Origin of the sequence: Micromonospora sp. 050-3 (genome assembly GCF_046549335.1) — a bacterium.
In the GTDB taxonomy this organism is placed as follows: Bacteria; Actinomycetota; Actinomycetes; order Mycobacteriales; family Micromonosporaceae; genus Micromonospora; species Micromonospora trifolii.
Window position 1 is genome coordinate 2,460,506 of sequence record NZ_JAJPVX010000002.1, and the last position, 26,195, is coordinate 2,486,700.

The 26,195-nt window shown below is 71.0% G+C and carries 21 protein-coding genes; 7 read left to right on the forward strand and 14 right to left on the reverse strand.

Annotation, left to right across the window (positions count from 1 at the left end; genetic code table 11):
* The first annotated feature begins 41 nt into the window (after positions 1-41).
* From ACLJOK_RS26365 to ACLJOK_RS26380, 4 genes are read left to right on the forward strand one after another with little or no spacing between them, the layout of a single operon-like run.
* A complete protein-coding gene (locus ACLJOK_RS26365; RefSeq protein ID WP_410821261.1) occupies positions 42-1,379 on the forward strand; it encodes an oligosaccharide flippase family protein in 1,338 nt (445 codons plus the stop codon).
* A 55-nt stretch (positions 1,380-1,434) separates the two neighbouring features.
* A complete protein-coding gene (locus ACLJOK_RS26370) occupies positions 1,435-2,454 on the forward strand; it encodes a glycosyltransferase (RefSeq protein WP_410821262.1) in 1,020 nt (339 codons plus the stop codon).
* 32 nt (positions 2,455-2,486) lie between these two features.
* Positions 2,487-3,734: a glycosyltransferase family 4 protein gene (locus ACLJOK_RS26375; protein WP_410821263.1), complete on the forward strand. Its 1,248-nt coding sequence runs from the start codon at positions 2,487-2,489 to the stop codon at positions 3,732-3,734.
* 5 nt (positions 3,735-3,739) lie between these two features.
* Positions 3,740-4,996, forward strand: coding sequence for a glycosyltransferase (locus ACLJOK_RS26380; RefSeq protein ID WP_410821264.1), 1,257 nt, complete (start codon positions 3,740-3,742; stop codon positions 4,994-4,996).
* A 70-nt stretch (positions 4,997-5,066) separates the two neighbouring features.
* On the opposite strand, the gene ACLJOK_RS26385 is transcribed toward ACLJOK_RS26380, so the two are convergent.
* From ACLJOK_RS26385 to ACLJOK_RS26400, 4 genes are all read right to left on the reverse strand, one after another.
* Entirely contained in the window at positions 5,067-6,539 is a 1,473-nt protein-coding gene (locus ACLJOK_RS26385) for an O-antigen ligase family protein (protein WP_410821265.1), read from the reverse strand.
* 157 nt (positions 6,540-6,696) lie between these two features.
* Positions 6,697-7,611 carry a dTDP-4-dehydrorhamnose reductase family protein gene (locus tag ACLJOK_RS26390; protein WP_410821266.1) on the reverse strand — a complete coding sequence of 305 codons (915 nt, stop codon included), beginning with the start codon at positions 7,609-7,611 and terminating at the stop codon, positions 6,697-6,699.
* Positions 7,608-8,906, reverse strand: coding sequence for a glycosyltransferase family 4 protein (locus tag ACLJOK_RS26395; RefSeq protein WP_410821267.1), 1,299 nt, complete (start codon positions 8,904-8,906; stop codon positions 7,608-7,610). Before ACLJOK_RS26395 ends, ACLJOK_RS26390 begins: the two co-directional genes overlap by 4 nt.
* Complete coding sequence (locus ACLJOK_RS26400) at positions 8,903-9,925, reverse strand: polysaccharide biosynthesis protein (RefSeq protein WP_410821268.1); 1,023 nt, start codon at positions 9,923-9,925, stop codon at positions 8,903-8,905. Before ACLJOK_RS26400 ends, ACLJOK_RS26395 begins: the two co-directional genes overlap by 4 nt.
* A gap of 237 nt (positions 9,926-10,162) precedes the next feature.
* On the opposite strand from ACLJOK_RS26400, the gene wecB reads away from it, so the two are divergent.
* Entirely contained in the window at positions 10,163-11,287 is a 1,125-nt protein-coding gene (wecB, locus tag ACLJOK_RS26405) for a non-hydrolyzing UDP-N-acetylglucosamine 2-epimerase (RefSeq protein ID WP_410821269.1), read from the forward strand.
* Between the two features lie 88 nt (positions 11,288-11,375).
* Here the strand turns inward: wecB and ACLJOK_RS26410 are convergent, their stop codons facing one another.
* The 4 genes from ACLJOK_RS26410 to ACLJOK_RS26425 form a co-directional block, all read right to left on the reverse strand.
* Complete coding sequence (locus ACLJOK_RS26410) at positions 11,376-13,250, reverse strand: polysaccharide biosynthesis protein (protein ID WP_410821270.1); 1,875 nt, start codon at positions 13,248-13,250, stop codon at positions 11,376-11,378.
* Between the two features lie 146 nt (positions 13,251-13,396).
* Complete coding sequence (locus tag ACLJOK_RS26415; RefSeq protein ID WP_410821271.1) at positions 13,397-14,041, reverse strand: acetyltransferase; 645 nt, start codon at positions 14,039-14,041, stop codon at positions 13,397-13,399.
* Positions 14,038-15,186 (reverse strand): DegT/DnrJ/EryC1/StrS family aminotransferase, encoded by a 1,149-nt coding sequence (locus ACLJOK_RS26420; RefSeq protein WP_410821272.1) that lies wholly within the window; start codon positions 15,184-15,186, stop codon positions 14,038-14,040. Before ACLJOK_RS26420 ends, ACLJOK_RS26415 begins: the two co-directional genes overlap by 4 nt.
* A 22-nt stretch (positions 15,187-15,208) precedes the next feature.
* Positions 15,209-15,895, reverse strand: a complete 687-nt coding sequence (locus ACLJOK_RS26425) for a sugar transferase (protein ID WP_410821273.1) — start codon at positions 15,893-15,895, stop codon at positions 15,209-15,211.
* A 248-nt stretch (positions 15,896-16,143) separates the two neighbouring features.
* Between ACLJOK_RS26425 and ACLJOK_RS26430 the strand changes: the two genes are divergently transcribed.
* A complete protein-coding gene (locus ACLJOK_RS26430; protein WP_410821274.1) occupies positions 16,144-17,091 on the forward strand; it encodes a DUF389 domain-containing protein in 948 nt (315 codons plus the stop codon).
* Here the strand turns inward: ACLJOK_RS26430 and ACLJOK_RS26435 are convergent.
* From ACLJOK_RS26435 to ACLJOK_RS26445, 3 genes are all read right to left on the reverse strand, one after another.
* Positions 17,021-17,488 (reverse strand): hypothetical protein, encoded by a 468-nt coding sequence (locus ACLJOK_RS26435; RefSeq protein WP_410821275.1) that lies wholly within the window; start codon positions 17,486-17,488, stop codon positions 17,021-17,023. The two genes, ACLJOK_RS26430 and ACLJOK_RS26435, sit on opposite strands and share 71 nt — an antisense overlap.
* A 24-nt stretch (positions 17,489-17,512) precedes the next feature.
* Entirely contained in the window at positions 17,513-18,397 is an 885-nt protein-coding gene (locus ACLJOK_RS26440; RefSeq protein ID WP_410821595.1) for an aminoglycoside phosphotransferase family protein, read from the reverse strand.
* 310 nt (positions 18,398-18,707) lie between these two features.
* On the reverse strand, positions 18,708-21,170 hold the full coding sequence (locus ACLJOK_RS26445; protein ID WP_410821276.1) for a Tex family protein: 2,463 nt from the start codon (positions 21,168-21,170) through the stop codon (positions 18,708-18,710).
* A gap of 154 nt (positions 21,171-21,324) precedes the next feature.
* Between ACLJOK_RS26445 and ACLJOK_RS26450 the strand changes: the two genes are divergently transcribed.
* Positions 21,325-22,836 carry a deoxyguanosinetriphosphate triphosphohydrolase family protein gene (locus tag ACLJOK_RS26450; protein ID WP_410821277.1) on the forward strand — a complete coding sequence of 504 codons (1,512 nt, stop codon included), beginning with the start codon at positions 21,325-21,327 and terminating at the stop codon, positions 22,834-22,836.
* A 32-nt stretch (positions 22,837-22,868) separates the two neighbouring features.
* On the opposite strand, the gene ACLJOK_RS26455 is transcribed toward ACLJOK_RS26450, so the two are convergent.
* The 3 genes from ACLJOK_RS26455 to ACLJOK_RS26465 all read right to left on the reverse strand — a co-directional run bounded on the left by ACLJOK_RS26455 (position 22,869) and on the right by ACLJOK_RS26465 (position 26,188).
* Positions 22,869-24,017: an MBL fold metallo-hydrolase gene (locus ACLJOK_RS26455; RefSeq protein ID WP_410821278.1), complete on the reverse strand. Its 1,149-nt coding sequence runs from the start codon at positions 24,015-24,017 to the stop codon at positions 22,869-22,871.
* Positions 24,018-24,141: 124 nt separating this feature from the next.
* Complete coding sequence (locus tag ACLJOK_RS26460) at positions 24,142-25,146, reverse strand: serine hydrolase (protein ID WP_410821279.1); 1,005 nt, start codon at positions 25,144-25,146, stop codon at positions 24,142-24,144.
* A gap of 112 nt (positions 25,147-25,258) precedes the next feature.
* A complete protein-coding gene (locus tag ACLJOK_RS26465; protein WP_410821280.1) occupies positions 25,259-26,188 on the reverse strand; it encodes an SDR family NAD(P)-dependent oxidoreductase in 930 nt (309 codons plus the stop codon).
* Between the last annotated feature and the right edge of the window lie 7 nt (positions 26,189-26,195).

The following is a 26,195-nucleotide window of genomic DNA, read 5'->3' on the forward strand; positions in this document are numbered from 1 at the left end:
CGGAGGCCGGACCGCGACGCGGCCTGTCGCGGATCATGCCCGTGGGGCGGGACCACCGGCTCGGCGTGGACATCGCCACCTCGCTGGTCGCGAAGGGGGTCGGTCTCGCCGCGCCACTGGTCATCACCCCCGCGTGCTTCCGGTACCTCGGGGAGCAGCGCTACGGCCTGTGGATGGCGATCACCGCGCTTACCGGCATGGCCTGGTTCGCCGACCTGGGGCTCGGCAACGGCCTGCTCACCCGGCTCAGTCTTCTCGCCGACGACCCCCGCCAGCGGGCGCGGGAGATTTCGAGCGCGTACGCCACCCTCGGTGTGGTCGCGCTCGCCCTGCTATCCGGAATCGCTCTGCTCGAGCCCCTGGTGCCCTGGGCTCGGGTGTTCGGTGTCACCGACCCCACCATCGCCGCAGAGGCGTCGACAGTTGCCCTGCTCTGCTTCGGGGCCTTCGCGATCAATGTTCCGCTCTCGCTGATCCAGCGGATCCAGTACGCGCGCGCGCAGGTCACCCAGAGCAATGCCTGGCAGGCGGCGGGTGCGCTCTCCTCGATGGCGGCCGTGCTCGGCGCGATCGCCGCCGGGAGTGGTCCACTGACGGTGATAGCCTGCGCCGTGCTGGCCGTCCCGGTGGCCAATTTGCTGAACACCCTCGTCTACTTCTGGCTCCAGGAGTCCACCGCGCGACCGCGCCCCGGCCTGGTGCACCGGGCCACGGCAGTGGGCCTGCTTCGACTGGGCCTGCAGTTCTTCGCGCTCTCGGCGATGTCGTCGATCGCACTCAACGTGGACAGCCCACTGGTCGCGCACGTCCTCGGGCTCAGCGTCGCCGCGTACTACGCGGTCGTCGGGAAACTCTTCGCCGTCCTCTCGCTCTTCGTCGGGCTCGTCGGGATGACGGTCTGGCCAGCCAACGGGGCCGCCCTCGCCCGAGGCGAGATCGCTTGGGTACGCCGGATCACCCGACGGATGGTGCTGCTCAACGGCGTGATCGTGGGAACGGCCGGCCTCGCGTTGGTCGTCGGCGGTCATCGCCTGCTCGACCTCTGGGTCGGTGGGGTCGACGTGGCGGTGGTACCGGTCGCCGTCCTGGCCGGACTCGCGCTCTGGTCATTACTGGTGGCGACCGCCTCCCCGCTGCTCCTCGTTCAGAACAGCATCGGCCTCCTCCGTCCGCAATTCGTCGGCTGGGCTGCCTTCCTGCTGCTCGCGACCGCGCTGAAACTCGCCGGGCTGCGCGCGTTCGGGCTGGTGGGCCTGCCGGCTGCCGGCTGCCTGGCCTACCTGCTCACCATGTGGCCCGCCGCCATCGTCGGTTACCGGCGGGCGCTGGCCACGTCCGACCGTGCCGCCACTCGCAGCGAATCCGAAGTGGCAGTTTGACCAACCGTCGTCCCGGCCGGCCAGCCGGCCCTTCTCGACACCAAGGAGTCCTTTGATGAACCAGGCGCAGGTCGTCATCGACGCTGCTGGCGGGGCGGGTGGCGGAGCCGGACGTCTCAAGACCGAACTTGACGCCTTCCTCGCCGACGGCACCCCCCCGATCCGGGTCATCGGAGGGGACCGCCAGCTCACGTCGTCGTGGCTGGTGCGGCGCGAGGTCGCCGCCTCCGGCGCCCCCGTCGTCGTCTCGCTGAACAACGTCTCGTTCGCCTGGCGTGGCAACGAGCGGCGGGTCCTGGTGCACAATGCGCTGCACTTCCTGACACCCGCCGAGCGGCACCTGTTGAAGTTGCAGCCCCGGTCGCTGCGGGCGCAGATCCCCGTGGTCCGGGGCATGCTGCACCGAGCCGACGTGATCGCCGTGCCGTGCTCGGCCATGGCGGAGCGGGTCGCCGATCGGGTGCCGGCGGTGCGTGACCGACTGCTGGTACTCGGGAATCCGGTCAGCCCGGTCGGCCCTCGGGTGCCCACGGACGGGGTGTCGTCGATCCTCGTCCCGATCGTGCCGTCGCCGTTCAAGAACGTGGTGGCGGAGCTGCGGGTGCTGCTCGCCGCGCTGGACCGGCGCGAGCAACCGGTCCGGGTGCGGATGACCGCGCACCCGCACGAGCTGCCGGACGACCTGGCCCGACACCCGCGACTGGACCTGTTGGGGCAGTTGCCGCACCACGAGCTGGCCGAGCACTGGCGCCGGACGACCGCCGTCTTCTTCCCGTGCCTGGTGGAGTCCTTCGGCTACCCGCTCGCCGAGGCACGCGTCTACGGCCTGCCGGTGCTGGCACCGGAGAGCGCGCAGGCGCGCGAGGTGGCGGGCAGCGCCCTGACCCCGTACCGCCTGACGGACGTGGACAGCCTCGCGGACGCTCTCGACGGCATCGACCGGACGGTGACCCCGGAACCCGATGCGTTCGAGCGGGGTGCGTACTTCACCCGGCTGCTGGGACTCGACCGGGGCCGCCCGGGACGCCAGGCCGACAGTTCGCCGTTGGCCGGGGCGCGGGTGGTCCGTCCGTGACGAGAGGGCGGAACGGAGCGGAAGGGGGCGGGATGTCCGGGTACGCGGTCGACAGCGTCGGTGCCGGCCATGGGCAGGACAGACCGGGCGACGACGGCCGGTGTCGGGTCCTGCGGGTCGTCGGCGAGCTGAACTTCGGTGGCACGGAGATGCGGACCGCCGAGCTGCTGCCGCGTCTCGCCGCCGCCGGGACGGAGGTCCACTTCGTGACGCTCAGCGACCGGATCGGGCCCGGACCTCTGGCTGGGGCGGCCGTTCGACACGGTGGATCGGTCACCCCGATCCCGCTCGACGTCCGGTTCCCGTTGCGCTTCCTCGGGCTGCTGCGGCGGCTGCGTCCGGACGTGGTCCACGTGGACTGCGGGAACTTCTCCGGGGCGGTCCTCAGCCTCGCTCTGCTTGGCCGCGTACCGACCCGCGTCGCGCACTTCCGCGGCGACGACAACCAGCGCCGGAACCTGCGCCGGCGGGCGCAGCGGTGGCTCTGGAGGCAGCTGTTGCGGGCGTCGGCCACCGACATCCTCGGCGTTTCGCCCAGCGCGCTCACCTGCGGATACCACAGTGCCTGGCGCGACGACCCGCGGTGTCAGGTCGTCCTCAACGGTCTGGACCTCGACCGGCTCCACCGGCCGAGCAGCCAGCATCTCCGGGCCCTGACCGGGGCCGGCCCGGACGACCTGCTCTGCGTCAGCGTGGGGCGGGCCGCACCGGAGAAGCGCCGCTGGCTCCTGCCGCCGATCCTGGCCGGTCTGCGCGACCAGGGCGTCGACGCCCACGTCGTGTTCGTCGGCCCCTCGAACGAGCACGACGAAGCCCGCCTCCGAGCCGCCGCCGTTGTGCACGAAGTCGTCGACCGGGTGCACCTGCTCGGCCCGCGCGACGACGTGGGCGGGCTGCTCCGTCAGGCCGATGTGGTCGTGCACCCGTCCTGTCTGGAAGGGCTGCCGGGCGGTGTGCTGGAACCCGTCGCCCTGGGGATCGGCACGGTGGCCGCCGATCTGCCCGGTGTGCGCTTCATCCACGAGCACCTGCCCGGCGTCACCATCGTTGAGGTCGAGGCGGCACCGGCGGTCTGGGCGACGGCGGTACGGACCGCTGCCGGCTACACCATGGCGACGGATCCCGAGACGGTCAGCGAACGCTTCCAGCTGAGCCCCTTCGCGATCGAGACGGCAGTCGAGACGCACCTGGCGATCTACCGACGGCGGCTGTCTGGCGGCCCGCCGTCCGCACCTGTTGTCAACAACAGAAGTCGGCTGCCGGCCGCTTCGGAACGGTGAGACAGATGAACGATCAGACGACGGTGCTCGGCGCCGATCACGAGAGACACGACGGCCCAGCGCGGGGGGTTGACCGGCCGCGTCCACTCCTGGTCGGTCACTACCGCTTCCCGTACGGGGATGCCACCTCGAACCGTCTGCTGCAGCTGGCCCGTTGCGCGGCGCCTCACGGCACGCAGACCCTGGTGGTCAACGACTGGCCGTGTGACGGATCCGCACCCTCGCAGCGCGACGAGGTGGCGGGCATCGAGCTGATCACGCTGCGAACCAGGGGGGGAAACCCGGTCACCCGGATGGCGGCCCGCCTCGCCCGACCGATACGTGTGCTGCGGGCGATGCGTCGCCGCGGCGTCGTACGCGGTGACGTGTCGGTGGTGCTGCTGCCGATGGCCATGATGACCCTGGGCAACTGGGCGGTGCTACGGCTGGCTCTCCGCTGCCCGGTGGTGGTGGACGCCAGTGAGCGACACGACCGCCACCAGTTTCGGCGCGGCTGGCTGACCCCGTACTTCGTCCGGCACCGCTGGTCCACCTTCCTGGCCACCCGCCTCGTCCACCGGGCCATAGCGGTGTCGACCACCCTCGGCGCTTACCTCGAACGACGGGGAGTCGACGTCCTGGTGGTGCCGCCACAGGTGGACTGCGACGAGTTCGCCGAGCCCCGGTCCTCGTCGCTGACCGGCGGGTTACGGCTCCTGTACGCGGGTACCCCGGGCCGCAAGGACATGCTCGACGTCATTCTTCGGGGGATCAGCCGACTCGGCCCGCAGGATCAGGCGCGGGTACGCCTCACCATCGCCGGGGTGACCCGCGAGGCCGCCGCCGCATCGTCCGACCTGGACATCTCAGTGCTGGAGTCGGTGTCAGCCGAGGTGACATTCCTCGGCCGGGTGCCTCGGGACAGGGTGCTCGCGCTGCTCTCCGAGTCGCATTTCTCGCTGTTGGTGCGCCCCACCGGCGGATACGCCGCCCATGGGTTCCCGTCCAAGGTGCCCGAGAGCCTCTCCGCCGGATGTCCGGTGCTGCTCAACTACACCAGCGATCTCGCCAGCTACGTGCAGGACGGGGTGGAGGGCCTGGTGCTCGACGGCAACGGTCCGGACGACGTTCGGCGCGGCATCGAGCGCGCGTTGCGCCTGCGGGACGAGGACTGGGCGCCGATGAGCCGGGCGGCCCGGGAGCGGGCCCGCGATTCTTTCGACCACCGTGCCTGGCGGGCTCGGGTGACAGCCTTCCTCGATCCCACTCGCGCTGCGAGCTGACTCGCAGGTTCCGAGTTGGCCGACGGCCGCCCCGACGGGGCGGCCGTCGGACGCCCCCCCGGTCAGGCCGTCAGCGCACGGACATCCGCTCCCGCCGGGCCGAACCGTGCGCCGCGGTCGGTTGCCGCTGGCCCGTCGGACTGTGCGGGTACGACCCGCCATCGGCACCTGCCGAGATGTAGACGCTCGCGGGAACCCCGGACACGTGGCGTCCCGAGCGGGGACTTACCAGGACGCCCGCCACGGCGAGCCAGAACACGTACGGGTAGGGCTGGCCCATGCCGAACATCGTCGACTCGGTGACCTGGATCAGCAGGCCGGTGACGATGAGCCAGACCAGACCCGAGTTGAGTGCCCCGACAGGAGCCAGCGCCGCCCTCAGCGCGACGAACAGGAGCAGCAGGAGCGGCGCGACGCCGACGACTCCCATTTCCAGCAGCCACTGCAGATAGCTGTTGTGCACCAGGTTGACGTTGGCGTCGAGGAAGCCGTTCTGACGGGTCTGTTCGAACAGCTGGAAACCCGAGGCGTATCCGAAGCCCAGCGTCGGACGGCTCTGCCACAGCTCGACGGCCGCCTGCCAGGTCTGGGTACGTCCGTTGGAGAAATCGCCATTGTCCGGGTCGGTGAAGCGGGCGGCGATGGCCTGCACCCAGGACGAGCCGACGAGGCTGGGGAGCATGCCGAACAGGTACGCCAGCCCGACACCCCCGACTGTCACCACCAGCAGGCGGGCCAGCGGCCCGACCCCGTGCCGCAGCACCACCCAGAGGCCGCCGACGAGAAGGGCGATCAACGCGGTGCGGGACTCGGTGATGGGGAGGGCGATGGCCGCCGGGACGATGCCGAGCAACTGTGTCCGCTTGCGCGACTGCCGGTAGAGCGCCCAGCCGAGCGGAATCGTCAGGGCGCAGATGATGCTCAGCATGTTGGGGTTGGAGAACAAGCCCTGGAACCGGTCGTTGAAGGAGGTGGCGGACGCGCTGCCGGCGATGCCGAGGCCGAGACTGACCACGAGCGACAAGCTGAGGATCACGTAGACCACGTGCAGGTCGGCGGCCACGGCCACCGCGTCGGCCCAGCGGCGCCAGAGAACCACGTGGGTCAACGCGGCCAGCAGCAGCAACGCGATGGCCTGCTGGAGTGTGTGCAACGGGGTGACCGACCAGAAGCTGCTCAGCGCGGCCAGCGCTGCGGTCGCCCAGAGCGCGGTGACGAACAGACTTGTCCAATGGTCGGTCCGCCGAATTCCGCGGGAGTGCGCCAGCAACGCCCAGACGACCAGGCAGCCGACCGCCACGTATCGCGCGTAGAAGCTGAAGCTGACAAGCGACGGCATGTTCGACGAGGCGAAGATCAGCAGAACCGTCGCCACCGCCAGGATCCGCCCAAAACCGTCGAGCCGCCGCATGAGATAGAGCGCGAGGAACAGGAGCGCCACCCCGCCGGCGATCATCGGTTCGTCCACGGCGAAGGCGGTCGTGACCGCCGTGAGACATGCTGCCCCAACGACGAGGGCGACGAGGCCAAGGCGTCCTACCACGTGATGTCCTTCGGCTCCGGCCGGCCTGGATCGGCATCGGCACGTTGTCCTGGTCGCGACTCTGAGGATCGGCGGGGTGTAAACCCGCCGGTCCGCCGTGGTCGCGAAGATGTGTCGGAAGACAGGTCGGCGTGCGGCCGACCCGGCGTACGTGCGTTCAGACCCGGGCGGTGGGTCGGCCCGCCACGGTCTCGGGCACGTTCCACCTGGCTCGCGCGTCGTGCATCAGCCGGATCATGTCCGGCCAGGACGGCGGGCGGTATCCGGTGACCTGCGCCAACGCCTCGGCGCGCATCGACCGGTCGAGCACGAAGTCGGCGTCCGGCGACAACTCGCCCCGCCAGCCGTACACGTCGGCGACCAGTCGGAGCAGGTCGTACTTCGAGATCGGCTCGGCGGCGAGGTGGTACAGCCCGGTCAGGTCCTCGCGGGGCAGGATGACCTCGCGCAGCAGTCGGGCGAACTCGACAGTCGTCACTCCGCTGTAGATCGCTCTGGTGTACCCGCCCACCCGGCCCGGTTGGGAGAGGAACCAGTCCAGCAGCGACCGGTTGGTGGTCAGTTCGTGCCCGATGATCGATGTCCGCAGGGTGAGGGCGGGAGCCAGCGTGGTCTCGCCCAGCAGCTTGGACTGCCCGTAGAGGTCTGGTGGGTCCGGCAGGTCGCTCTCCCGGTAACCACCGCGACTGCCGGAGAACACGCAGTCGGTGCTGACGTGGACCAGACGGTTGCCGAGCTGGGCGCAGGCGTCGGCCAGCAGGTGGGGGAAGAGCGCATTGAGCATCACCGTCTGGACGGCGTCCTGGACGTCCGGGCGCTGTTTGATCACGCCGACGCAGTTGACGACCACGTCCGGTCGGATGTCGTCGAGGACCTGTCGCACCTGCTCGAACCGGCTGACGTCGAGCGCCGGGGTGATCCGGGCGAGCAGTTCGGGCGGGAAGAGGTGCGCGCGGCCCTCCATGCTCCGCGCGGCGCCGTACACGTCGAGGTTTGGGTCCGCACTCAACTCCCGGACGAGTGCGTGGCCCAGCATCCCGGTCGCGCCGAGGACGAGGACGCGTCGGGTCATCGTGACTCCTTGTCCCGGCGGCCGCTCCTGGCCCGCCGTGCCGCATCGGTGAGCAGGTCGGCGAGGACCTGCACGTTTGTCGCTTGACTCATGTGCGTCAGGTAGTGGTCGCGGCCGGCGTGCCCCATCGCCCGTAGCCGTGAGCGCGGCGTCTGCCGGGCCTGCCGGACGACCTCGGCCAGGTTCTCCGGATCCTCGGGCTGGGCGTCGAAGCCGGCCTCGGCGTCGCGGACGACCCGAGCGGCGTCGCCGGGTGCGCAGGCGAGCACGGGTTGGCCGCAGGCCATGATCGACTGCACCTTGCTGGGCAGGGTGATGCTGAACAGCGGATCGTTCGCCAGGGACACGAGGTGCAGATCGGCGGCCGCCATTCGAGCCGCCAGGCGCTCTGGCGGAACCGGGTCGAGGAAATGGACGTGGCCGGGTCGGCTCTGCGCGGCCTGCGCTATCAGCGAGTCCTTCTCCACCCCGTCGCCGACCAGAACCAGGTGGACGTCCGGCAGGTCGTACAGCCGGGCCATGGCGTCGATCACGGTGTCGAGTCGCTGCGCCGGACCGTGGTTGCCGGCGTACATCAGCACGAAGTCGTCGTCGCGCAGGCCCAGCCGGGCGCGTAGGCCGGGCTCGGGCTCGGTCGGTTGCATGACCTTCTCGTCGGCCCAGTTGTAGACCACCGAGACCTTCTCGGCCGGGACGCCCCGCGCGATGATCGTGTCCCGCAGGCCGGGCGCGGGAACCGTGACGTGATCGGCCCAGCGGTACGTCCGCTCGGTGAACCAGCCGAGGCTCGTCTCCGCGAGCCGGCGGGCCACCCCGTCGGTGAGGAACCCGGTGGCGAAGACGGAGTCCGGCCAGAGATCGAGCACCATGGTCACGTACGGGGTGCCCCAGCGTCGTCGTGCCGCCATGGCCGCGGTGGTGGCGGTGACCGGTGAGGAGTACACCAGGGCGACGTCAGCGGTGCGCAGGACTGACGCGCCGAGCAGCGACGAGGACGCCGCCCAGCTCAGGTAGTTGGCGACCCGGCCGAGCGCGGACCGGTCGTGGCTCGGGTGCAGTGGTGTGCGGACGACCCGGCCCCCGTCGCGCAGTTCCACGGTCCGACGCCGGGCCGAGTACCCGTCGTACACGACGCCCTTGGGGTAGTTCGGTACCCCGGTGAGCACGTCGACGTCGAACCCCTGGCGCCGCAGCGAGTCGGTGATCCCCTCGGCGAAGGGCGCCGGTTCCGGAGGGAACCACTGGCTGACCAGTGCGACCCGGTCGGGTCGTCCGCCGCTGGTCGGCGCGCTCACGCCGCGGCGGCGTCGATGTGCGCCCGCACCTCCGGCAGGCTCATCAGCAGCGACTCGATCTCCGGGACGACGAGACGTCGCGTGTTGTGCGAGTTGAAGTCCTGGGTGCCGCGGTCGACGCTGCCCTCGTCGAAGTAGAGGGCGTAGTTGAGGTCCCGACTGTCTACCGCGACGCGGAGGAAGTCGCCGAAGTCCTCGGCGCGGGACAGGTCCTCGCGGCTGGCGAGGGTCTCGTAGAGCTTCTCGCCGTGCCGGATCCCGAGGACGTTCATCTTGACGGGAACCGAGAACAGGTTGCACAGCGCCGTGGCCAGGTCGCCGATGGTGCAGGCGTCGGCCTTGCGGATGAAGACGTCCCCCGGCTGACCGTTCCGGAAGGCGTGCTCCACCAGGTCCACCGACTGCTCCAGCGACATCAGGAAGCGGGTCATCGTCGGCTCGGTGACCGTCAGCGGTGTTCCCTTGCGGATCTGGTCGATGAAGAGCGGGATCACCGATCCCCGGGAGTACATGACGTTGCCGTAGCGCACACAGCAGACCCGGGTCCGGGCGGCCGGGTTGTTGCGCGCGTGGGCCTGCGCCACCTTCTCCATGAGCGCCTTGGTCATGCCCATCGCGTTGACCGGGTAGACCGCCTTGTCGGTGCTGAGCAGTACCAGCGCTTCGACGCCGTTCCGCTCGCAGGCGTCCACGACGTTGGCGCTGCCCAACACGTTGGTCCGCAGCGCCTCCAGGGGGAAGAACTCACAGGAGGGAACCTGCTTGAGGGCTGCGGCGTGGAAGACGAACTCGATGTCCCGGCTGGCCTTGGCAACCGAGTCGTAGTCGCGCACGTCGCCGACGTAGTAGCGGACCCGGTCGTCGCGGATCCGGTGCCGCATCGCGTCCTGCTTCGACTCGTCGCGGCTGAGGACCCGCACCTCGGAGGCACCGGCGTCGAGCAGGCGACGGACCATGGTCTGCCCGAAGGAGCCGGTCCCGCCGGTGATCAGGAAACGTCGATCCGACAACGAGGACATCACAACTCCTCCAGCCCTTTCCGCCACTACAGGGGGGTTCGCAGTTGTCATAGATTCGGACCATACCGTCCTAAGAAGACCAAGCACCTGGAAATCCGATAACCGCCGACAAATTTGATAGACGACTAATTTTCATTAAAAATGCCGCTACCACCGGCTATTGCTACTCGTTTGTCCAACGATTGAATTGCCGGCTCGAGACGGACTCCGGCGCAGGCGTCGGCGAAGGGTGGAGACATGACACGGGTGATGACGGTGGTAGGGACCCGACCAGAGATCATCCGGCTGTCCCGGATCATGGCCGGGCTCGATGAGACTGTGGAGCACGTGCTGGTCCACACCGGGCAGAACTGGGACGCGGCCCTCTCCGAGGTCTTCTTCAAGGAGTTGGGGCTGCGTGAGCCGGACAGGTTCCTCCGGGTGGACACCTCGTCGCTGGGGCGGGTGCTGGGAGGTGTGTTGATCGGCATGGAGGCGGCAATCGAAGAGCTGAGGCCGGACGCACTCCTGGTCCTCGGCGACACGAACAGCAGCATCGCTGCCCTGATGGCACGGCGGATGCGAGTGCCCGTCTATCACATGGAGGCCGGCAACCGTTGCTTCGACCTCAATGTGCCGGAGGAGACCAACCGGCGTCTGGTCGATCACGTAGCCGACTTCAACCTGGTCTACAGCGAGCACGCCCGCCGAAACCTGCTCGCCGAAGGGCTCCATCCGCGCCGGATCCTGCACACCGGCTCACCCATGCGTGAGGTGTTGAACCACTACGCCGCGGACATAGAGGGTTCTCCGATCCTGCGCCAGCTCGGCCTCGAACCCGGCGGCTACTTCGTGGTCAGCGCACACCGGGAGGAGAACGTCGACCAGCCGGCCCGGCTGCGTCGGCTGCTCGACTGTCTACACGCCGTACGGCAGACCTGGGGGCTGCCGGTGCTCGTCTCCACCCACCCCCGTACCCGAAAGCGGTTGGAAGCCCTGACCGACGCCGATCGCAGCGTCGACGGCATCACCTTCCACGAGCCGTTCGGTCTCTTCGACTACGTAAGCCTGCAGAGCCAGGCCCGGTGCACCCTCTCCGACAGCGGCACCATCAGCGAGGAGGCAGCGATCCTCGGCTTCCCGGCGGTCACCCTGCGCGACTCGATGGAACGCCCCGAGGCGCTGGACGCCGGCGGCATCATCATGACCGGTCTCGACCCGGAGGGCGTCGTCGAGGCGGTCCAGGTCACAGTGGCCCAGGTCGCCGCGCAGGGGGTGCCCTGTCCGGTCGACTACCAGGTGCCGGACACCTCCCGACGGGTGGTCGACTTCATCCTCTCCACCGTTCGCCGGCACCACGACTGGGCGGGCATCCGCCGCTGAGCGAGGCAGCCAACCGGGCCGGCGACCGCGCGTACCTGCGGTCGCCGGCCCGGTTGCGTAAACCCAGACGGTTGCGCGGACAGGCCGATCAGCGCGACTGCAGTGGTACGCCGAGTGGACCGTCCCCCACCTGATGACTCGGCTGGGTGCAGAGCAGCGCGAGGTGTTCGACGACCTTCGCCACATCCTCGTACGGGTCGAGTCCGCTGACCTCCATCGGATCGAGCGCCGGCACGGCCACGTGGGACACCAGGGGATGGAGCGGCCGGGCGTCGATCTCGCCGGTCCCGAGCAGGTCCTCGTGCAGCTTCTCGCCGGGCCGCAGACCGGTGTAGACGATGGGCACCGAGCTGGACGCCTGGTCGGCCATCTGGCGTGCCAGGTCGACGATCCGGACCGGGTCGCCCATGTCGAGCACCAGCGCCTCTCCGTCCCGACCGATTTCGGCGGCCTGGAGCACCAGGTGGACGGCCTCCTGAAGGGTCATCAGGTAGCGACTGACCTCCGGGTGGGTGACGGTCAACGGCACCCCGGTCTCGATCTGCCGTTGGAAGGCCGTCACCACCGAGCCGCGGCTGCTCAACACGTTGCCGAACCGGACGCTGAGGAACGTACCCGGGAACCGGGACGCGGCGTGCGCGGTCAACCGCTCGGTGATCCGCTTCGAGTAGCCGAGGACGCTGATCGGGTCGGCCGCCTTGTCGGTGGAGATGTTGACGAACTTGGCTACGTCCTGGCAGGCGTCGAGCACCGACAGGGTGCCCCAGACGTTGGTCTTGATCGCCTCGCCGGGATGCCGCTGCAGCAGCGTCAGGTGCTTGAGCGCCGCCGCGTGGAAGATGATCTCCGGGCGACGCTGCCGGATGATCTGCCGTATCCCCTCGTCGTCGCGCAGGTCGGCGAGGATCAGCTCGGGCCCGTCCAGCATGGCCCGTCCGCTGAGCGACATCTGCAGGCTGTGCAGGGCCGACTCGTCCCGGTCGAGCATCATCAGCTCGCCGGGGTTGGCCTTCATCACCTGACGGCACAGCTCGGAGCCGATTGACCCGCCGGCGCCGGTGACCAGGATTCGCCGGCCGGTCAGACTGTTGGTACTCAGCGGCAGGTCGCCGACCACCTGCCTGCGGCCCAGCAGGTCGCTGACCTGTACGTCGCGAACGTCGGTGACGGTGATCCGATGGTCGACCAGGTCCCGCACCGGGGGCAGTACCTTGAAGACCGCGCCGGCCTCGAGGGTGGCCTCGCGGATCTGGCGGATCAGCGCGGCGTCGGCGTTGGCCACCGAGAAGATGACGGCGGTGGCGCCGGTACGCCGGACCGACTCGGTCACCTCGTGCCGTCCACCCAGTACGCGTACCCCGCCGATGCGCAGATCGCGCTTGTCCGGGTCGTCGTCGAGCGCGCCGACCGGTAGGTACCGACCGCGGGGGTCGCTGATCATCGCGCGGAGTAGGCCTTGGCCGGCGTCACCCATTCCGAACAGCAGCACCGGCGTCGACGACCGTACGTCCGGCCGCATGGCGAGGTCGCGCCGGTGCCGGTACGCGAACCGCGCACCGAGCATGAACAACAGGGCGAGCGCGCCGCCCACCAGGGGAGTGCTTGCCGGCACCGGCCGCTCGCCGGACGGCAGAAGGGCGAGCAGCGCGATTCCCGCGGTGGTGATAGCGGTGCCGGCAACGCCCTGGACCTCCTGCAGGCTGCCCAGCGGGTGTCGTCCGGAGTAGAGCCGGCGCAACGCGGCCACTGCCACGTGGACGACCGCCGCGACGACGCCGACCGCCGCTGCCCGGCCCAGTTGGCCCGGGGGGAGCTGGAACTCGAACCGGGTCCACGCGGCCGCGACGAATCCACCGACCCAGGCGGTGGTGTCGGTGGCGAGGAACCCGATGGTGCGCTGGCGGGCCCTGGCCCGCCTGGCCTGTCGGTCCGCGCTCTGCGTGTTCCCGGTGTCCTGCGGCATGTGCTGGCTCCCTGTCCTGTCGCACGGCCGCTCCCGCCCGCACGGCAGAAGAGGCCTCTAGGATCTTTGTTCGTGTTACATGCCAAATAAGCGCACTTGGGCGCTTTTAGTTATTACGAGTGAAGATGGTGTCTGGTCCGGTGGCCTCAGCGGGCTGGAACGCCCTTTACCGTCGCCTCATCGGGTACATCCCGGACGACGCAGGCACCTGCCCCGACCGTGCTGTCCCGCCCTATCCGCAGACCCTGCAGCACCGCGGCGGTGGTCCCGATCAGCACACCCTCGGCCAGGTGACAGTCCCCGGAAACCGCGGCGAGCGGGTTGACCGAGACATAGTCCGCGAGGCTGCTGTCATGGCCGACCGTGGCGTTCTGGTTGAGATGGACGTGCCGACCGAGGGTGACGTTCGTGGTGACCCGGGCGCCCGCGAAGGCGACGAGCCCCGGCCCGTACTCGGTGTCCGGCCCGATGGTCGCGTCCGGGTGGACGAGGCTTGCGGCGGTGATGTCGTACGAGTCGATCCGATCGCCGATGGCGCGGCGGACCCGGGGATCGCCGACGCCGATGAGATACCGGGTGGTCCTGGGCGCGTCACGCAACCAGGCCATGTCCCCGAGGTACGGCACGTCGAGTCGCTGCAACCGCTTCAGGTTCTCCTCGGTGGGTCGGTCGTCGACGACGCCCAGCAGCTGCCAGATCGCCCGGCCGGCAGCCTCGTTCACCGCCTGGGCGATGGTGAGCACCTCCCGTCCGTGCCCACCGCAGCCGACCACTACCAGTCCCGTCGTCACGCCGTGGACCCTCCCGTCCGGACGGCCAGGAACTCGTCGATCGCCGCGAACACCCGTGCGATCTGCGGTTCGGTCAGGGCACTCCCGCTGGGCAGCGTGAGCCCGTCGGTGAAGAGCCGCTCTGCCGCGCCGTTGAGCAGGCTCTCGGCGCCGACGTGCATGGGTTGCAGGTGCATCGGCTTCCATACCGGCCGAGTCTCGATGTCCCGCTCGGCCAGGTGGGCCGCCAGGTCGTCGGCCCGCCAACCACACCGCTTCCGATCGACGGTGATGACGGTGAGCCAGCAGTTCGACTCGGTGTCCTCGGCGCCGAGCAGCTCGACGCCCGGCACCGGGGCGAAGAGCTTGGCGTACTGGTCGCGCAGCTGGCGGCGTCGCGCGATCATCCCGTCCAGCCGGAGCAACTGGGCCCGGCCGAGCGCCGCGAGGAGGTTGCTCAGTCGGTAGTTGTAGCCCGTCTCCCGGTGCTCGTAGTGCCGGGTCGGCTCGCGGGCCTGTGTGGAGAGGTGCCGCGCCCGATCGAGGAGCGCGATGTCGTCGGACACCAGCATGCCGCCACCCGAGGTGGTCATGATCTTGTTGCCGTTGAACGAGAGCACACCGGCGTGCCCGAAGGAGCCCGCCGGCTGCCCCTGGTGGCTGGCCCCGAGCGCCTCTGCGGCGTCCTCCACCAGGGGGACCTCGGCCTCGGCGCACACCGGAACCAGCGCGCGGTAGTCGGCGCAGCTGCCGAACATGTCCACCGGGACGAACGCGCCGACCCGCTCGCCGCGGGCTCGCAACCGGCGCAGCAGTTCGGTGGCGAGGCCGACATCGACGTTTCCGTTCCTGGGGTCGCAGTCGACGAAGACCGGACGCGCGCCGATGTACCGAACCGCGTTCGCGGTGGCCACGAAGGTGAGCGTGGGCACGATGACCACGTCGCCCGGCCCCACGCCGACGCCGAGCAGCGCCAGGTGCAGGGCGGCGGTGCCGGAGCTGACCGCGACGGCTCCGCCGGTGCCGACCCGCTCGGCGATGTCGCTCTCGAAGGCCCGCAGGTCCGGGCCGGCGGGTGCCACCCAGCCCGAACGCAGGGCCGCGACCAGGTACGACTCTTCGAGCGGCCCGACGTCGGGCGAGGAGAGGTGGATCGTCTGGCTCATCGGCCGGCTCCCTGGGGAATCGTCATGCCGGTGTCCGATCCCGCTGCGAAGGTGCCGGACGTCGGGCCGCCGTACCGAGGAACTCCGGCGCGGTCGCGGACCCGGCCGCGTTGATCCCCTCTCGGCGCAGCACGGTCCGGACGGTCGCGGCGAGAATCGACAGGTCGACCCGGAGGTTGTGGCTGTCCACGTACCGGACGTCGAAGTCCAGCTTCTCTTCCCAGCTCAGGCTGTTGCGCCCCCGTACCTGGGCCAATCCGGTGACACCGGGCCGGACCTCGTGCCGCCGGGCCTGGCGGGGGGAGTAGCGGCCGAGGTATTCGGGCAGCAGCGGGCGCGGGCCGACCAGGCTCATGTCACCGCGCAGCACGTTCCAGAGCGTGGGCAGCTCGTCCAGGCTGGTGGCGCGCAGCCAACGCCCGAGCGGGGTGAGTCGGTCGCGGTCTCCGAGCAGACCGAGACCCCGGTTGGGTGGGCGCATGGTGCGGAACTTGACCACCTCGAAGGGCTGGCCGTGCAGGCCGGCGCGGCACTGTCGGAACAGCACCGGGCGGCCGAGACCCGCCGCGACCAGGGCCGCCACCACGATCAGCACCGGCGTGACCAGGATGAGGAGGACTGCCGCCACAGTCACGTCGATGATGCGCTTGCCCCGTTTCGGGCTGGTCCGGGGCAGTGACAGATCGGCGTCCACGAGACCATCAGGCACCGGCACGTTGTGACCTCCCACGTGATTTACTCAAAACGTACTCATTTGTCATATCAGGAACAGACGACGCGGCGATGCCGAATAGCGACACTGGGTCCGCATTCCCCCGATCAACCCCGAAACCCCGTAGTCGGACACGGCCAGATCCGCGGCCTTGTGCAGCTCCCGCGGCTGTTGGACCGAGCGGTAGAGTCGCGACGGCCGGTCGGGCGAGGGAAGAACTGGCCGGTTGGGCGAGGGGGGTTGACGTGCTGCACCTGAGGGTGATCGCCCCGGTGGAGCGGTCGACGGAGGTCGTCGACCTGCTCTCCGCAGAGGTGGGGGTGACTCACCTCGCCGTGCTGCCTGGTGCCGCCCGGCAACCGCAGGGCGATCTCATCCTCTGCGACGTGGTGCGGGAGAGCGCCGACCGCGTGCTGCGGGAATTGCGGCGGATCGGCGTGGACACCAGCGGCGGCATCGCCGCCGAGGACGTCGAGCTGACCATCTCCGCGGCGGCCGACCGGGCGGCGGACGGGGCACCGGGCAGTGGCGCGGACGCGGTGGTCTGGGACGAGATCGCCGCGAAGACCGGCGAGCAGACGGAACTGTCCGGCACATACCTCGTGCTGATCGTGGTGGCCACCATGATCGCCGGCATCGGGGTGCTGCTGGACCAGCCGATTCTCATCGTCGGAGCGATGGTGGTTGGTCCGGAGTTCGGCCCCCTCGCCGCGCTGTGCGTGGCGTTGCTGCGCCGCCAGCTCGGGGTGATCACTCGCTCGGTGCAGGCTCTCGTGGTCGGCTTCCTGGCGGCCATGGTGGCGACCGTGCTGAGCACCTGGGCGCTGACCGCAGCCGGCCTGGTCAGTCGGGAGATGCTGCTCGCCGAACGACCGCTCACCGACTTCATCTGGCGGCCGGACGCGCTGTCCTGGGTGGTCGGTCTACTCGCCGGCGTGGCCGGGATGCTCTCGCTGACGTCGAAGAAGTCCGGCAGCCTGGTCGGGGTGCTGATCTCGGTGACAACGGTCCCGGCCGCGGCGAACGTTGCGGTGGCCGCCGCCTACGGAGCGTGGGACGAAGCGGGGGGCTCGGCACTCCAATTGGTGATCAACCTGGGTGCGATCGTCCTGGCCGGACTGCTCACCCTCGTGGTGCAGCAGGTCTGGTGGTGGGGTCTGGCTCGCCGTTCCCGTCGTCCAGCAACCGGGTGAGCAGCGTCCGCAACGGGATCGACTCGCCGTCGCGGCCACCGGCCCCGACCACCAACGGCGCGGGGCTGGGCTCCGGGTCGACGCCGAACAGCCGGGCCCGCAGACCGCCCGGCACGGTCAGCAGGTGGAACCGGCCGGCCTCGTCCACCGCCCGGGTCTCGGCACGGTCGACGTACCAGCCGGTCAGCCTCGTCCGGTAGCGCCCGCGCCCGTCGTAACCCCGGGCGACCAGCCGGGTGGTGCGCAGCCCGCGCCGGGTCGCCTCGGCCACGAACCAGGCCACCAGCCTCGCTGCCTCGGCCTGCTCGGCGGCCCGCCGCCGCGCGTCCGCGTCGGCGTGCGCCCGCACCGCCTGCCGCTGCTGATCCCGCCACGTCCGGCCGTCCGGCTCACTCACGACGCCGACGGTACGCGACGGGGCTCATTCGAGTACGGCCCGCAGGGTGCGCCGGGCGATCGCGGCCATCACCAGGTTGGTCTCGACGTAGTACGGCAGCGCGTTGATCGCCTGCTGTAGCGCCCATCCGCGCCCGCGCTCCCAGGTCGCATCGTCCACGCCGAGCGCCCGCCGGTACGTCTCCCGCGACCCGGCGTCGAACAGGTTCCACGCCGGCATCAGGTCCACCGCCGGGTCGCCCACATCGACCGCGCCCAGATCGATGACCGCGGCCAGCCGGCCGTCGCGCACCAGCAGGTTGCCCGGCATCAGGTCGGCGTGGATCCACACGTCGGCCATTCGATACCGGGGGATGGCCCGGCAGCGGTCCCACACCTCGGCGAGCCGAGCGGTGTCGGTGAGCTGGACGCTGCTGGCCAGGGCCGATCGCACACCGTCGTCCTGGTCAACCAGCGGGCCGCCCCGGCCGGACCCGGACCAGACCCGGCCGCCGGGGTCGATGGCGTGCAGGGCGGTGACGACGCCGGCCAGGTCCCGGGCGAACGCGTTCAGGTCGCCGAAGCGTCCGGGGTGGATCGGCTCCCCGGGAATCCAGCGGTACGCCGTCCAGGGCCCGGGGTACCCTTCGCCCGGCTCGCCGAGGCCGAGCGGTTCGGGCACCGCGATCGGCAGGTTCCGGCCGAGCAGCTGAGCGTGCTCCTGCTCCCGCAGCAGCTCGGCACGCAGCTCGGGGTCGGCCGAGGGGAGCAACGGGAAGCGCAGCACGATGTCCGGGCCGAGCCGGAACAGGGCGTTCACCGTGCCGGTCGAGGGGAGCGGCCGGACCGGCAGGCCCCGCCACCGCGGAAACTGCTCGGCCACCAGCGCGGAAACCACGTCCGCGCTCACGTCCACCTGATCGGCGTGCATCCTCACCGCGAGATCATCACCCCGAACCTCGCGGCCACGCGAGCGGATTACCCGGCCGCCCGCGCCCGGGGGCGCGCAACCGCGCCGATCTTGCACTTTCGGTCGTCGAGATAGGCGGAATGCCGGCTTCTGTCGGGACAGAAAGTGCAAGATCGACGGAGAAGGGCGGCTCGGCTTCGTCGATCATGAAGTTGTGGTGCCTGGCTTGGTGTTGTTCGGGCAATTTGTCGCCCACCACAACTCCATGATCGACGGGACGGGACGGGACGGGACGGGACGGGACGGGACGGGGTTGACGTGCTGAACGGCGTCAGGCCAGTCCGGCGCGGCGCAGGGCCTCCGCCATCGCGTCATTGGCAGGCGCCGGCGCGCCCTGCCTCTGCCCGCCGCGACCGGCCTGGCCTTCGCGACCGCCCTGCCCGCCGCGACCGCCCTGCTGTCCGCCGCCGCGACCGCCCTGTCCGCCGCCGCGACCGCTCTGCGGGCCACCGGAAGCGCCCTGCCCGCCGCGACCACCCTGCGGGGCGCGCTGCGCCGGGCCGCCACGCACCTCCTGGTCGGTCCGGCTACCACCACCACCGGCCGGGGGCTCGTCGTCCAGGCGCAGGGTCAGCGAGATCCGCTTGCGGGGTACGTCCACGTCGAGCACCCGGACCTTGACCACGTCGCCGGACTTCACCACCTCGCGGGGGTCCTTCACGAAGGTCCGGGACATTGCCGAGACGTGCACCAGGCCGTCTTGGTGCACCCCGACGTCGACGAACGCGCCGAACGCGGCCACGTTGGTGACCACGCCCTCCAGCACCATGCCGGGCGTCAGGTCGCTGATCTTCTCCACCCCTTCGACGAAGGTGGCGGTGCGGAACTCCGGGCGGGGATCCCGGCCCGGCTTCTCCAACTCGGCGAGGATGTCGGTGACGGTGGGGAGGCCGAACCGGTCGTCGACGAAGTCGGTGGCCCGCAGCCCGCGCAGGATGCCGCTCTTGCCGATCACCGAGCGGAGGTCCTGGCCGGTGGTGGACAGGATCCGGCGGACCACCGGGTACGCCTCGGGGTGCACGCTGGAGGAGTCCAGCGGGTCGTCGCCGCCCGGGATGCGCAGGAAGCCGGCGCACTGTTCGAACGCCTTCGGGCCGAGCCGGGCCACCTTCTTCAGCTCGGTACGCGAGCGGAACGGCCCGTTGGCGTCCCGGTGCAGCACGATGTTCTCGGCCAGACCGGCGCCGATCCCGGAGACCCGGGTCAGCAGCGGCGCGGAGGCCGTGTTGACGTCCACCCCGACCGCGTTCACGCAGTCCTCCACGACCGCGTCCAGCGACCGGGACAACTTCACCTCGGACAGGTCGTGCTGGTACTGGCCGACGCCGATCGAACGCGGGTCGATCTTGACCAGCTCCGCGAGGGGGTCCTGGAGGCGGCGGGCGATGGAGACCGCGCCGCGCAGCGACACGTCCATCCCGGGCAGCTCCTGCGAGGCGTACGCGGAGGCGGAGTAGACCGACGCGCCGGCCTCGGAGACCATCACCTTGGTCAGGTTGAGCTGCGGGTGCCGGGCGATCAGATCACCGGCGAGCTTGTCGGTCTCGCGGGAGGCGGTGCCGTTGCCGATCGCGATCAGCTCCACCCCGTGCGCCCCGGCCAACCGGGCGAGGGTCTCCACCGACGCGTCCCACTGCCGGCGCGGCTCGTGCGGATAGATCGTGTCGGTGGCGAGCACCTTGCCGGTGGCGTCCACCACGGCCACCTTCACCCCGGTCCGCAGGCCCGGGTCCAGGCCCATCGTGGGTCGGGTGCCGGCCGGCGCGGCGAGCAGCAGGTCCCGCAGGTTGGTGGCGAAGACCCGGACGGCCTCCTCCTCGGCCGCCTGCCACAGCCGCATCCGCAGGTCCGCGCCGAGGTGGATGAGGATCCGGGTACGCCACGCCCAGCGGACCGTGTCGGTCAGCCAACGATCGGCCGGGCGACCCGCGTCGGACACCCCGAACCGGCCGGCGATGGCCGCCTCGTACCGGGTCGGGCCGGTCGGTACGGCGTCCGCCTCGCCCGCCTCCTCCGACTCCATCGTCAGGTCGAGCACGCCCTCCTTCTCGCCCCGGAACATCGCCAGGATCCGGTGCGACGGCAGCTTCGGGTACGGCTCGGAGAAGTCGAAGTAGTCGGCGAACTTGGCGCCGGCCGCCTCCTGACCCTCGCGTACCCGGGAAACCAGCCGGCCCCGCGACCACATCTGCTCGCGCAGCGTGCCGATCAGGTCGGCGTCCTCCGCGAAGGTCTCGATGAGGATCGCTCGGGCGCCCTCCAGCGCGGCGGCGGCGTCGGCGACGCCCTTTTCCTCGTCGACGAACCCGGCGGCGGTGGCCCGCGGGTCCTGACCCGGGTCGGCCAGCAGCGTCTCGGCCAACGGCGCCAGCCCGGCCTCGCGGGCGATCTGCGCCCGGGTCCGCCGCTTGGGCTTGTACGGGAGGTAGATGTCCTCCAGCCGGGACTTCGAGTCGGCGGCCATGATCTGCGCTTCCAGGGCCTCGTCCAACTTGCCCTGGCCGCGGATCGACTCCAGCACCGCGGCCCGCCGCTCGTCCAGCTCGCGCAGGTAGCGCAGCCGCTCCTCCAGGGTGCGCAGCTGGGTGTCGTCGAGCAGGCCGGTGGCCTCCTTGCGGTAGCGGGCGATGAACGGCACTGTGGCGCCGCCGTCGAGCAGCTCCACGGCCGCCCGCACCTGACGCTCGGCCACGCCGAGCTCGTCGGCGATCCGCTGATGAACAGACTGGGTCACGATCTCGATCCGCCTTTGGGAGTGGGTACGCCTGCATTCTGCCGGGCCGGCCGGGGCGCTGTCGCCGCGCCCGGCCGGGGCGGAGGACCGAACCATCGCGACCGGCCGGGGTGACCAGCGGCGGTCCCGTCGGGCCTGCGCTAGCGTGGCGATCATGGAATCTGCTGCGGAGCCGCGCGCCCGGCGGCTCTTCGGCGGCAGCGCCCGGGCCCTCGGCGACCTCACGGCCAACCCGTTCCGCGCCGACCGGGACCGGATCGTCGGCTCGCCGTTCTTCGCCCGCCTCGGCGGCGTCACCCAGGTGATCAGCCCGGTCGGCTCCGGGCTGCTGGTGCACAACCGGCTCACCCACAGCCTCAAGGTCGCCCAGGTGGCCCGGGCGGTCGCCGAGCGGTTGGGCGCCGACGAACGGTGGCGTGACCTGCTGGACAAGCTCGGCGGCTGCGACCCCGACGTGGTGGAGGCGGCAGCACTCGCCCACGACCTCGGCCACCCACCGTTCGGGCACCTGGGGGAGCGGGTGCTGGACCGGCTGGCCCGCCAGCGCCTCGGCCTATCCGACGGTTTCGAGGGCAACGCGCAGTCGTACCGGATCGTCACCAGCACCGAGATCCGCGGCGCTGCCACCACCGGGCTGGACCTGACCGCGGCGGTCCGCGCGGCCATGCTGAAGTACCCGTGGACCCGCCTGGACCACCCCGACCCGCACCCGCGCACCATGGACCCGCCACCGCGCGGCGCCACCCCGCCGCTCGACGACCCGGAGAGCGGCTCGTCGAAGTTCGGCGCGTACCGGACCGAGCTGGACGACCTGAGGCAGGCCCGGGCGCCGTTCGCCGGTCGCATCCCGGACTGGCAGCAGACCGTGGAGGCGTCCGTGATGGACACCGCCGACGACATCGCGTACGCCATCCACGACGTGGAGGACTTCTACCGGGTCGGGGTGCTCCAGCAGGGTTCGGTCTCCGCGGAGTTGATGGCCTGGCAGCGTGAGAGCGGGCAGCTGCGGGCAATCACCGACGCGGCGCTGGCCACGGCGGCCCGTCGACCCGGGGCGGCGATCGAGCGGCTACGCCGGCAACTGCACCGCAAGGACGCCTGGATCGCCGACGACGACGCGTTCGCCGCCGCCGTCGAACACGTCCGGGAAGAGTTGGTGGACGGGCTGCTCGCGATGCCGTTCGACGGCTCGATCGAGGCCGAGCAGTACGTGGCCCGGTTCTCCGCCCGCTGGTCCACCCGCTTCGTCGAGGCGATCACGGTCACCGAGCAGCCGTCGGTGCGCTCCGGGCACGTGCTGCTGGGCTGCGCGCAGTGGCACGAAGTGCAGGTGCTCAAGTTCGTCCACCACCGGTTCGTGCTGGCCCGCCCGGACCTCGCCCTGCACCAGCGTGGCCAGGCCCGGCTGCTGGGCACCCTGGTCGAGGCGCTCTGGGAGTGGCTGCTCGACCCGGAGGAGGAGTCCCGGCTGCCCCGCCGGCTGCACGACCTGGTCGAGCTGGCCGAGGCGGAGCTGCACCCGCGTACCCCGGACCGGATCGGTCGCGCCCGGGGCCGAGCCATCGTGGATTTTGTCGCGCAGCTCACCGACGGTCAGGCGGTGGCCATGCTGGACGCGCTCTCCGGCCGGTCCGGCGCGCTCTGGACCGACGCGTTCGTGCTCTGACCCGCCGTCAGGCGATGCCCGCTTGGCCTGACTCAGGCGACGGCCTGCCACCAGCCGTCGACGGCGGGCGGCTCGTCGACCACGACCCGCTCGCCCGGCCGGGGCACGGCGAGCCGCACGTCGCGGGCCTTCGCCTCGGCCCACAGCCGGTCGACCGGCTCGGACCAGTCGTGCAGGGCCAGGTTGAACGTCGCCCAGTGCACCGGCAGGAACAGCCCGCCGCGCAGGTCGAGGTGGGCGCTGACCGCCTCCTCCGGGAACATGTGGATCGTCGGCCAGGCCCTGTCGTACGCGCCGATCTGCATCAGCGTCACGTCGAACGGCCCGTGCTCGGCGCCGATCTCCGCGTACCCGTCGAAGTAGCCGGAGTCGCCGGTGTAGAAGACCTTGCGGCGCGCCCCGGCCACCACCCACGAGCTCCAGAGCGTGCCGTCGCGGCGCAGCCCGCGTCCGGAGAAGTGCTGGGCGGCGGTGGCGGTGATCTTCAGGCCGGCGACCTGGTGCGACTCGGACCAGTCAAGCTCGATGATCCGTTCGGCGGGTACGCCCCAGCGGTCCAGGTGTGCGCCCACGCCGAGCGGCACCAGGAACGGCGCGGACTGCCCGGCGAGTAGCGCCCGCACTGTGGCCATGTCGAGGTGGTCGTAGTGGTCGTGCGAGATCAGGATGGCGTCCAGCGGGGGCAGCTCGTCGATGCCCACCGGTGGCTCGTGCAGCCGGCGCGGGCCGACCAGACCCGACGGGGAGCACCTGTCGCTCCAGACCGGGTCGAGCAGCACCCGCCGGCCCTCGATCTCGATGAGCGTCGAGGCGTGGCCGTACCAGACGATGTTGAGCTCGCCGGCGGTGTCGGCGGCCTCCGGCGCGTCGGCGCTGGGGCGCAGCAGCGGCACGGCCGCGGTGGGACGCCGCTTCTGCTTGCCGAAGATCAGCTCGCGGACCAGGTTGCGCCCCGGCTCGGCGATCATCGTGCGGGTGCCGGCCCGGTTGTGGAAGGTGCCCTCGCGGAACTGCGGCGAGCGGGCTGCCCGTTCGGCCCGCGCCCCGCTGAGCCGGCCACCCAGCGCCGCCGGCACATCCCGGGCGACCCAGGCCAGGCCGGCAAGCGCGGCCAGGCCAGCGGCGCCCCGCATCCGCCGCCCGAGCGACCGTTCGACGTCCGTGTTCTGCGCTCGTGCCATTGCCGTCCCTCCGACGTGTCCGCCCTACACGGTAGTCACCCGGACCGACCCGTGCTTCGGTGGTCGCCACGCCGGGTCGGTCGTCGGCAGCGGCGACCGACCCGGGAGGGAGTTGCGGAGTGCCCTAGCCGCCGTTGCTGGGGCGTCGGGCGGTGATCCGGAACGTCTTGCCCACGCCCGCGATCCGGTCCACAGCGGCCAGGAACTTCGGGCCCATGGCGGCCCGGGCCTGCACAGCCGGGTGGGTCGCGCCGAAGTCCTCCGGGTTGGCCTGCCCGTCGGCGAAGAGGGCGTAGGTGAGCACCGCCGCGCCCGAGCGATCGAAGATCACACCGGCCTCGTGCCGGGCGTCGCCGAACCAGCCGGCCTTGGTGGCGATCCGGGCCCGCTCGTCGGAGGACATCGTGCGCCGGATGCCGTCGGTGAACGCCACCGGGGAGCGCAGGATGCCCAACAGGTACGTCGTCGAGGCGGGGGAGAGCAGCGTGCCAGCGACCAGGGCGCGCAGCAGGTCGTGCGTCTCGCGGGGGGTGCTGGTGCCGAGGAAGAACCGGTTCGGGTTCGCCACCGGCTGAACCTGGGTGTTCGGGAAGCCCTTGGCGACCAGGATGGAGTTGATCTCGGCCGCCGGGGCGACCAGCCCGCACAGCCGCACCGCCGTGTCGTCCGAGACGGTCAGCAGGTTGGCCAGCACGTGCCCGATGGTCACCAGGCTCGGGTACGCGCCGTCCAGGCTGAAGATGCCGTCACCGCCCGGTACGACGATCGCGGCGCTCACCTCGACCTGCTGGTCCAGGGTGAGCAACCCCCGGTCGACCTTGTCGAGCACCGCCGTGGCAACGGCGATCTTGTTGACGCTGTACGCCTCGATCCGCCGGTCCGCGTCAACCTCTACCGCGACCACCGGCGCGCCGGCCGGGTCGGCGACGCTGACGTACGCCTGCCAGTTGCCGCCAGCCGCGGCGCTGTGCTTGGTGAAGACGGAGGCGACCCGACGGGCGGCCTGAGCGGGGGTGGTCGGCGACGCCTCGGTGGTCTCGGCGGCGCTCGCCGGGGCGGCGGCGCCCAGCACCGTGCCGGCGGTGGCCACAGTGCCCAATCCGAGTGCCGTCCTGCGGTTCAGTCGCATGGTCAATCGTCTCCCCGATCGTGGTGTGCCTGAGCGCTTGCTGGCCCACCACCCTAGGCGAGTTGATCGACGCACGATGCCCCCGAGAATGTCCCGAACAGTTCCGAACAGGTCAGTCGAGCCGTCGGCGCAGTGCGGCGCTCACCGCACCGACGGGTCCGAACAAGAGTTTCCGCAGGTCGGGGAGGTGGCCTCCGCGCATCGCCTCGCCGGCCGGGTTCGCGGCGAAGACCGAGCCGTCGTGCGCGTCGACTGACCGTCCACTCAGTCCCGCCGCCCGCATCAACGGTCCGACGAGGACGTCGTAGACCCCCGGCAGCACTGTGAAGCCGGCCCGCAGCACCACGTTGAGCCGGCCCACCGACACCTCCCGGCGGGGCCGGTCGACACAGTCCACGATGGCCCGGGCCACCCGCTGCGGGCTGGTGACCGGCGGTGGAGGTCGCCCGATCCGGCCCAGATAGTTGGCCGCCTGCTGGTACACCGGAGTGTCCACGCTGCCCGGGTTCACCAGACACAGCCGGATCTCCGGGCTGTCGCGCAACTCCTGCTGCACCGTCCGGGCCAGCCCCTGCAACCCCCACTTGCTCGCCACGTACGCGCTCATGTACGGCGCGGTGACGTGCCCGAGCAGCGAACCGGTGAGGATCACCGTGCCGGCCCCGGTGGCCCGGAAGTGCCGCAGCGCCACCCGCACCGAGCCGGCGGCGCCGAGCAGATCGGTCCGTACCACCTGGTCGAAGACTCGTTCCGGCAGCTCGTCGAAGCGACCGTAGGCCATCACCGCCGCCGTGTGCACCCACACGTCGACGCGGCCGAAGCGGTCGATCGCGGCGCCCGCGAGCGCGTCCAGCGCGCCCGGCTCGGTCACGTCGGTCGGCACGGTCAGCACGTCGACGTCGGGGCACTCCGCGCGTACCTCGGCCAGGGTCGTGGTGGCGCGAGCGGCGAGGACGAGGCGGTCGCCGCGCTCGGCGAACGCCCGGGCCGTCGCCCGGCCGATCCCGCTGCTCGCGCCAACGATCACGACCACCCGGCTCACGGCACTC

Coding starts and splice junctions, on each gene's coding strand:
- ACLJOK_RS26370 (WP_410821262.1), top strand. CDS start 1,435: ATGAACCAGGCGCAGGTCGTCATCGACGCTGCTGGCGGGGCGGGTGGC.
- ACLJOK_RS26375 (WP_410821263.1), top strand. CDS start 2,487: ATGTCCGGGTACGCGGTCGACAGCGTCGGTGCCGGCCATGGGCAGGAC.
- ACLJOK_RS26380 (WP_410821264.1), top strand. CDS start 3,740: ATGAACGATCAGACGACGGTGCTCGGCGCCGATCACGAGAGACACGAC.
- ACLJOK_RS26390 (WP_410821266.1), bottom strand. CDS start 7,611: ATGACCCGACGCGTCCTCGTCCTCGGCGCGACCGGGATGCTGGGCCAC.
- ACLJOK_RS26400 (WP_410821268.1), bottom strand. CDS start 9,925: ATGTCCTCGTTGTCGGATCGACGTTTCCTGATCACCGGCGGGACCGGC.
- wecB (WP_410821269.1), top strand. CDS start 10,163: ATGACACGGGTGATGACGGTGGTAGGGACCCGACCAGAGATCATCCGG.
- ACLJOK_RS26410 (WP_410821270.1), bottom strand. CDS start 13,250: ATGCCGCAGGACACCGGGAACACGCAGAGCGCGGACCGACAGGCCAGG.
- ACLJOK_RS26420 (WP_410821272.1), bottom strand. CDS start 15,186: ATGAGCCAGACGATCCACCTCTCCTCGCCCGACGTCGGGCCGCTCGAA.
- ACLJOK_RS26440 (WP_410821595.1), bottom strand. CDS start 18,397: ATGCACGCCGATCAGGTGGACGTGAGCGCGGACGTGGTTTCCGCGCTG.
- ACLJOK_RS26450 (WP_410821277.1), top strand. CDS start 21,325: ATGGAATCTGCTGCGGAGCCGCGCGCCCGGCGGCTCTTCGGCGGCAGC.
- ACLJOK_RS26455 (WP_410821278.1), bottom strand. CDS start 24,017: ATGGCACGAGCGCAGAACACGGACGTCGAACGGTCGCTCGGGCGGCGG.
- ACLJOK_RS26460 (WP_410821279.1), bottom strand. CDS start 25,146: ATGCGACTGAACCGCAGGACGGCACTCGGATTGGGCACTGTGGCCACC.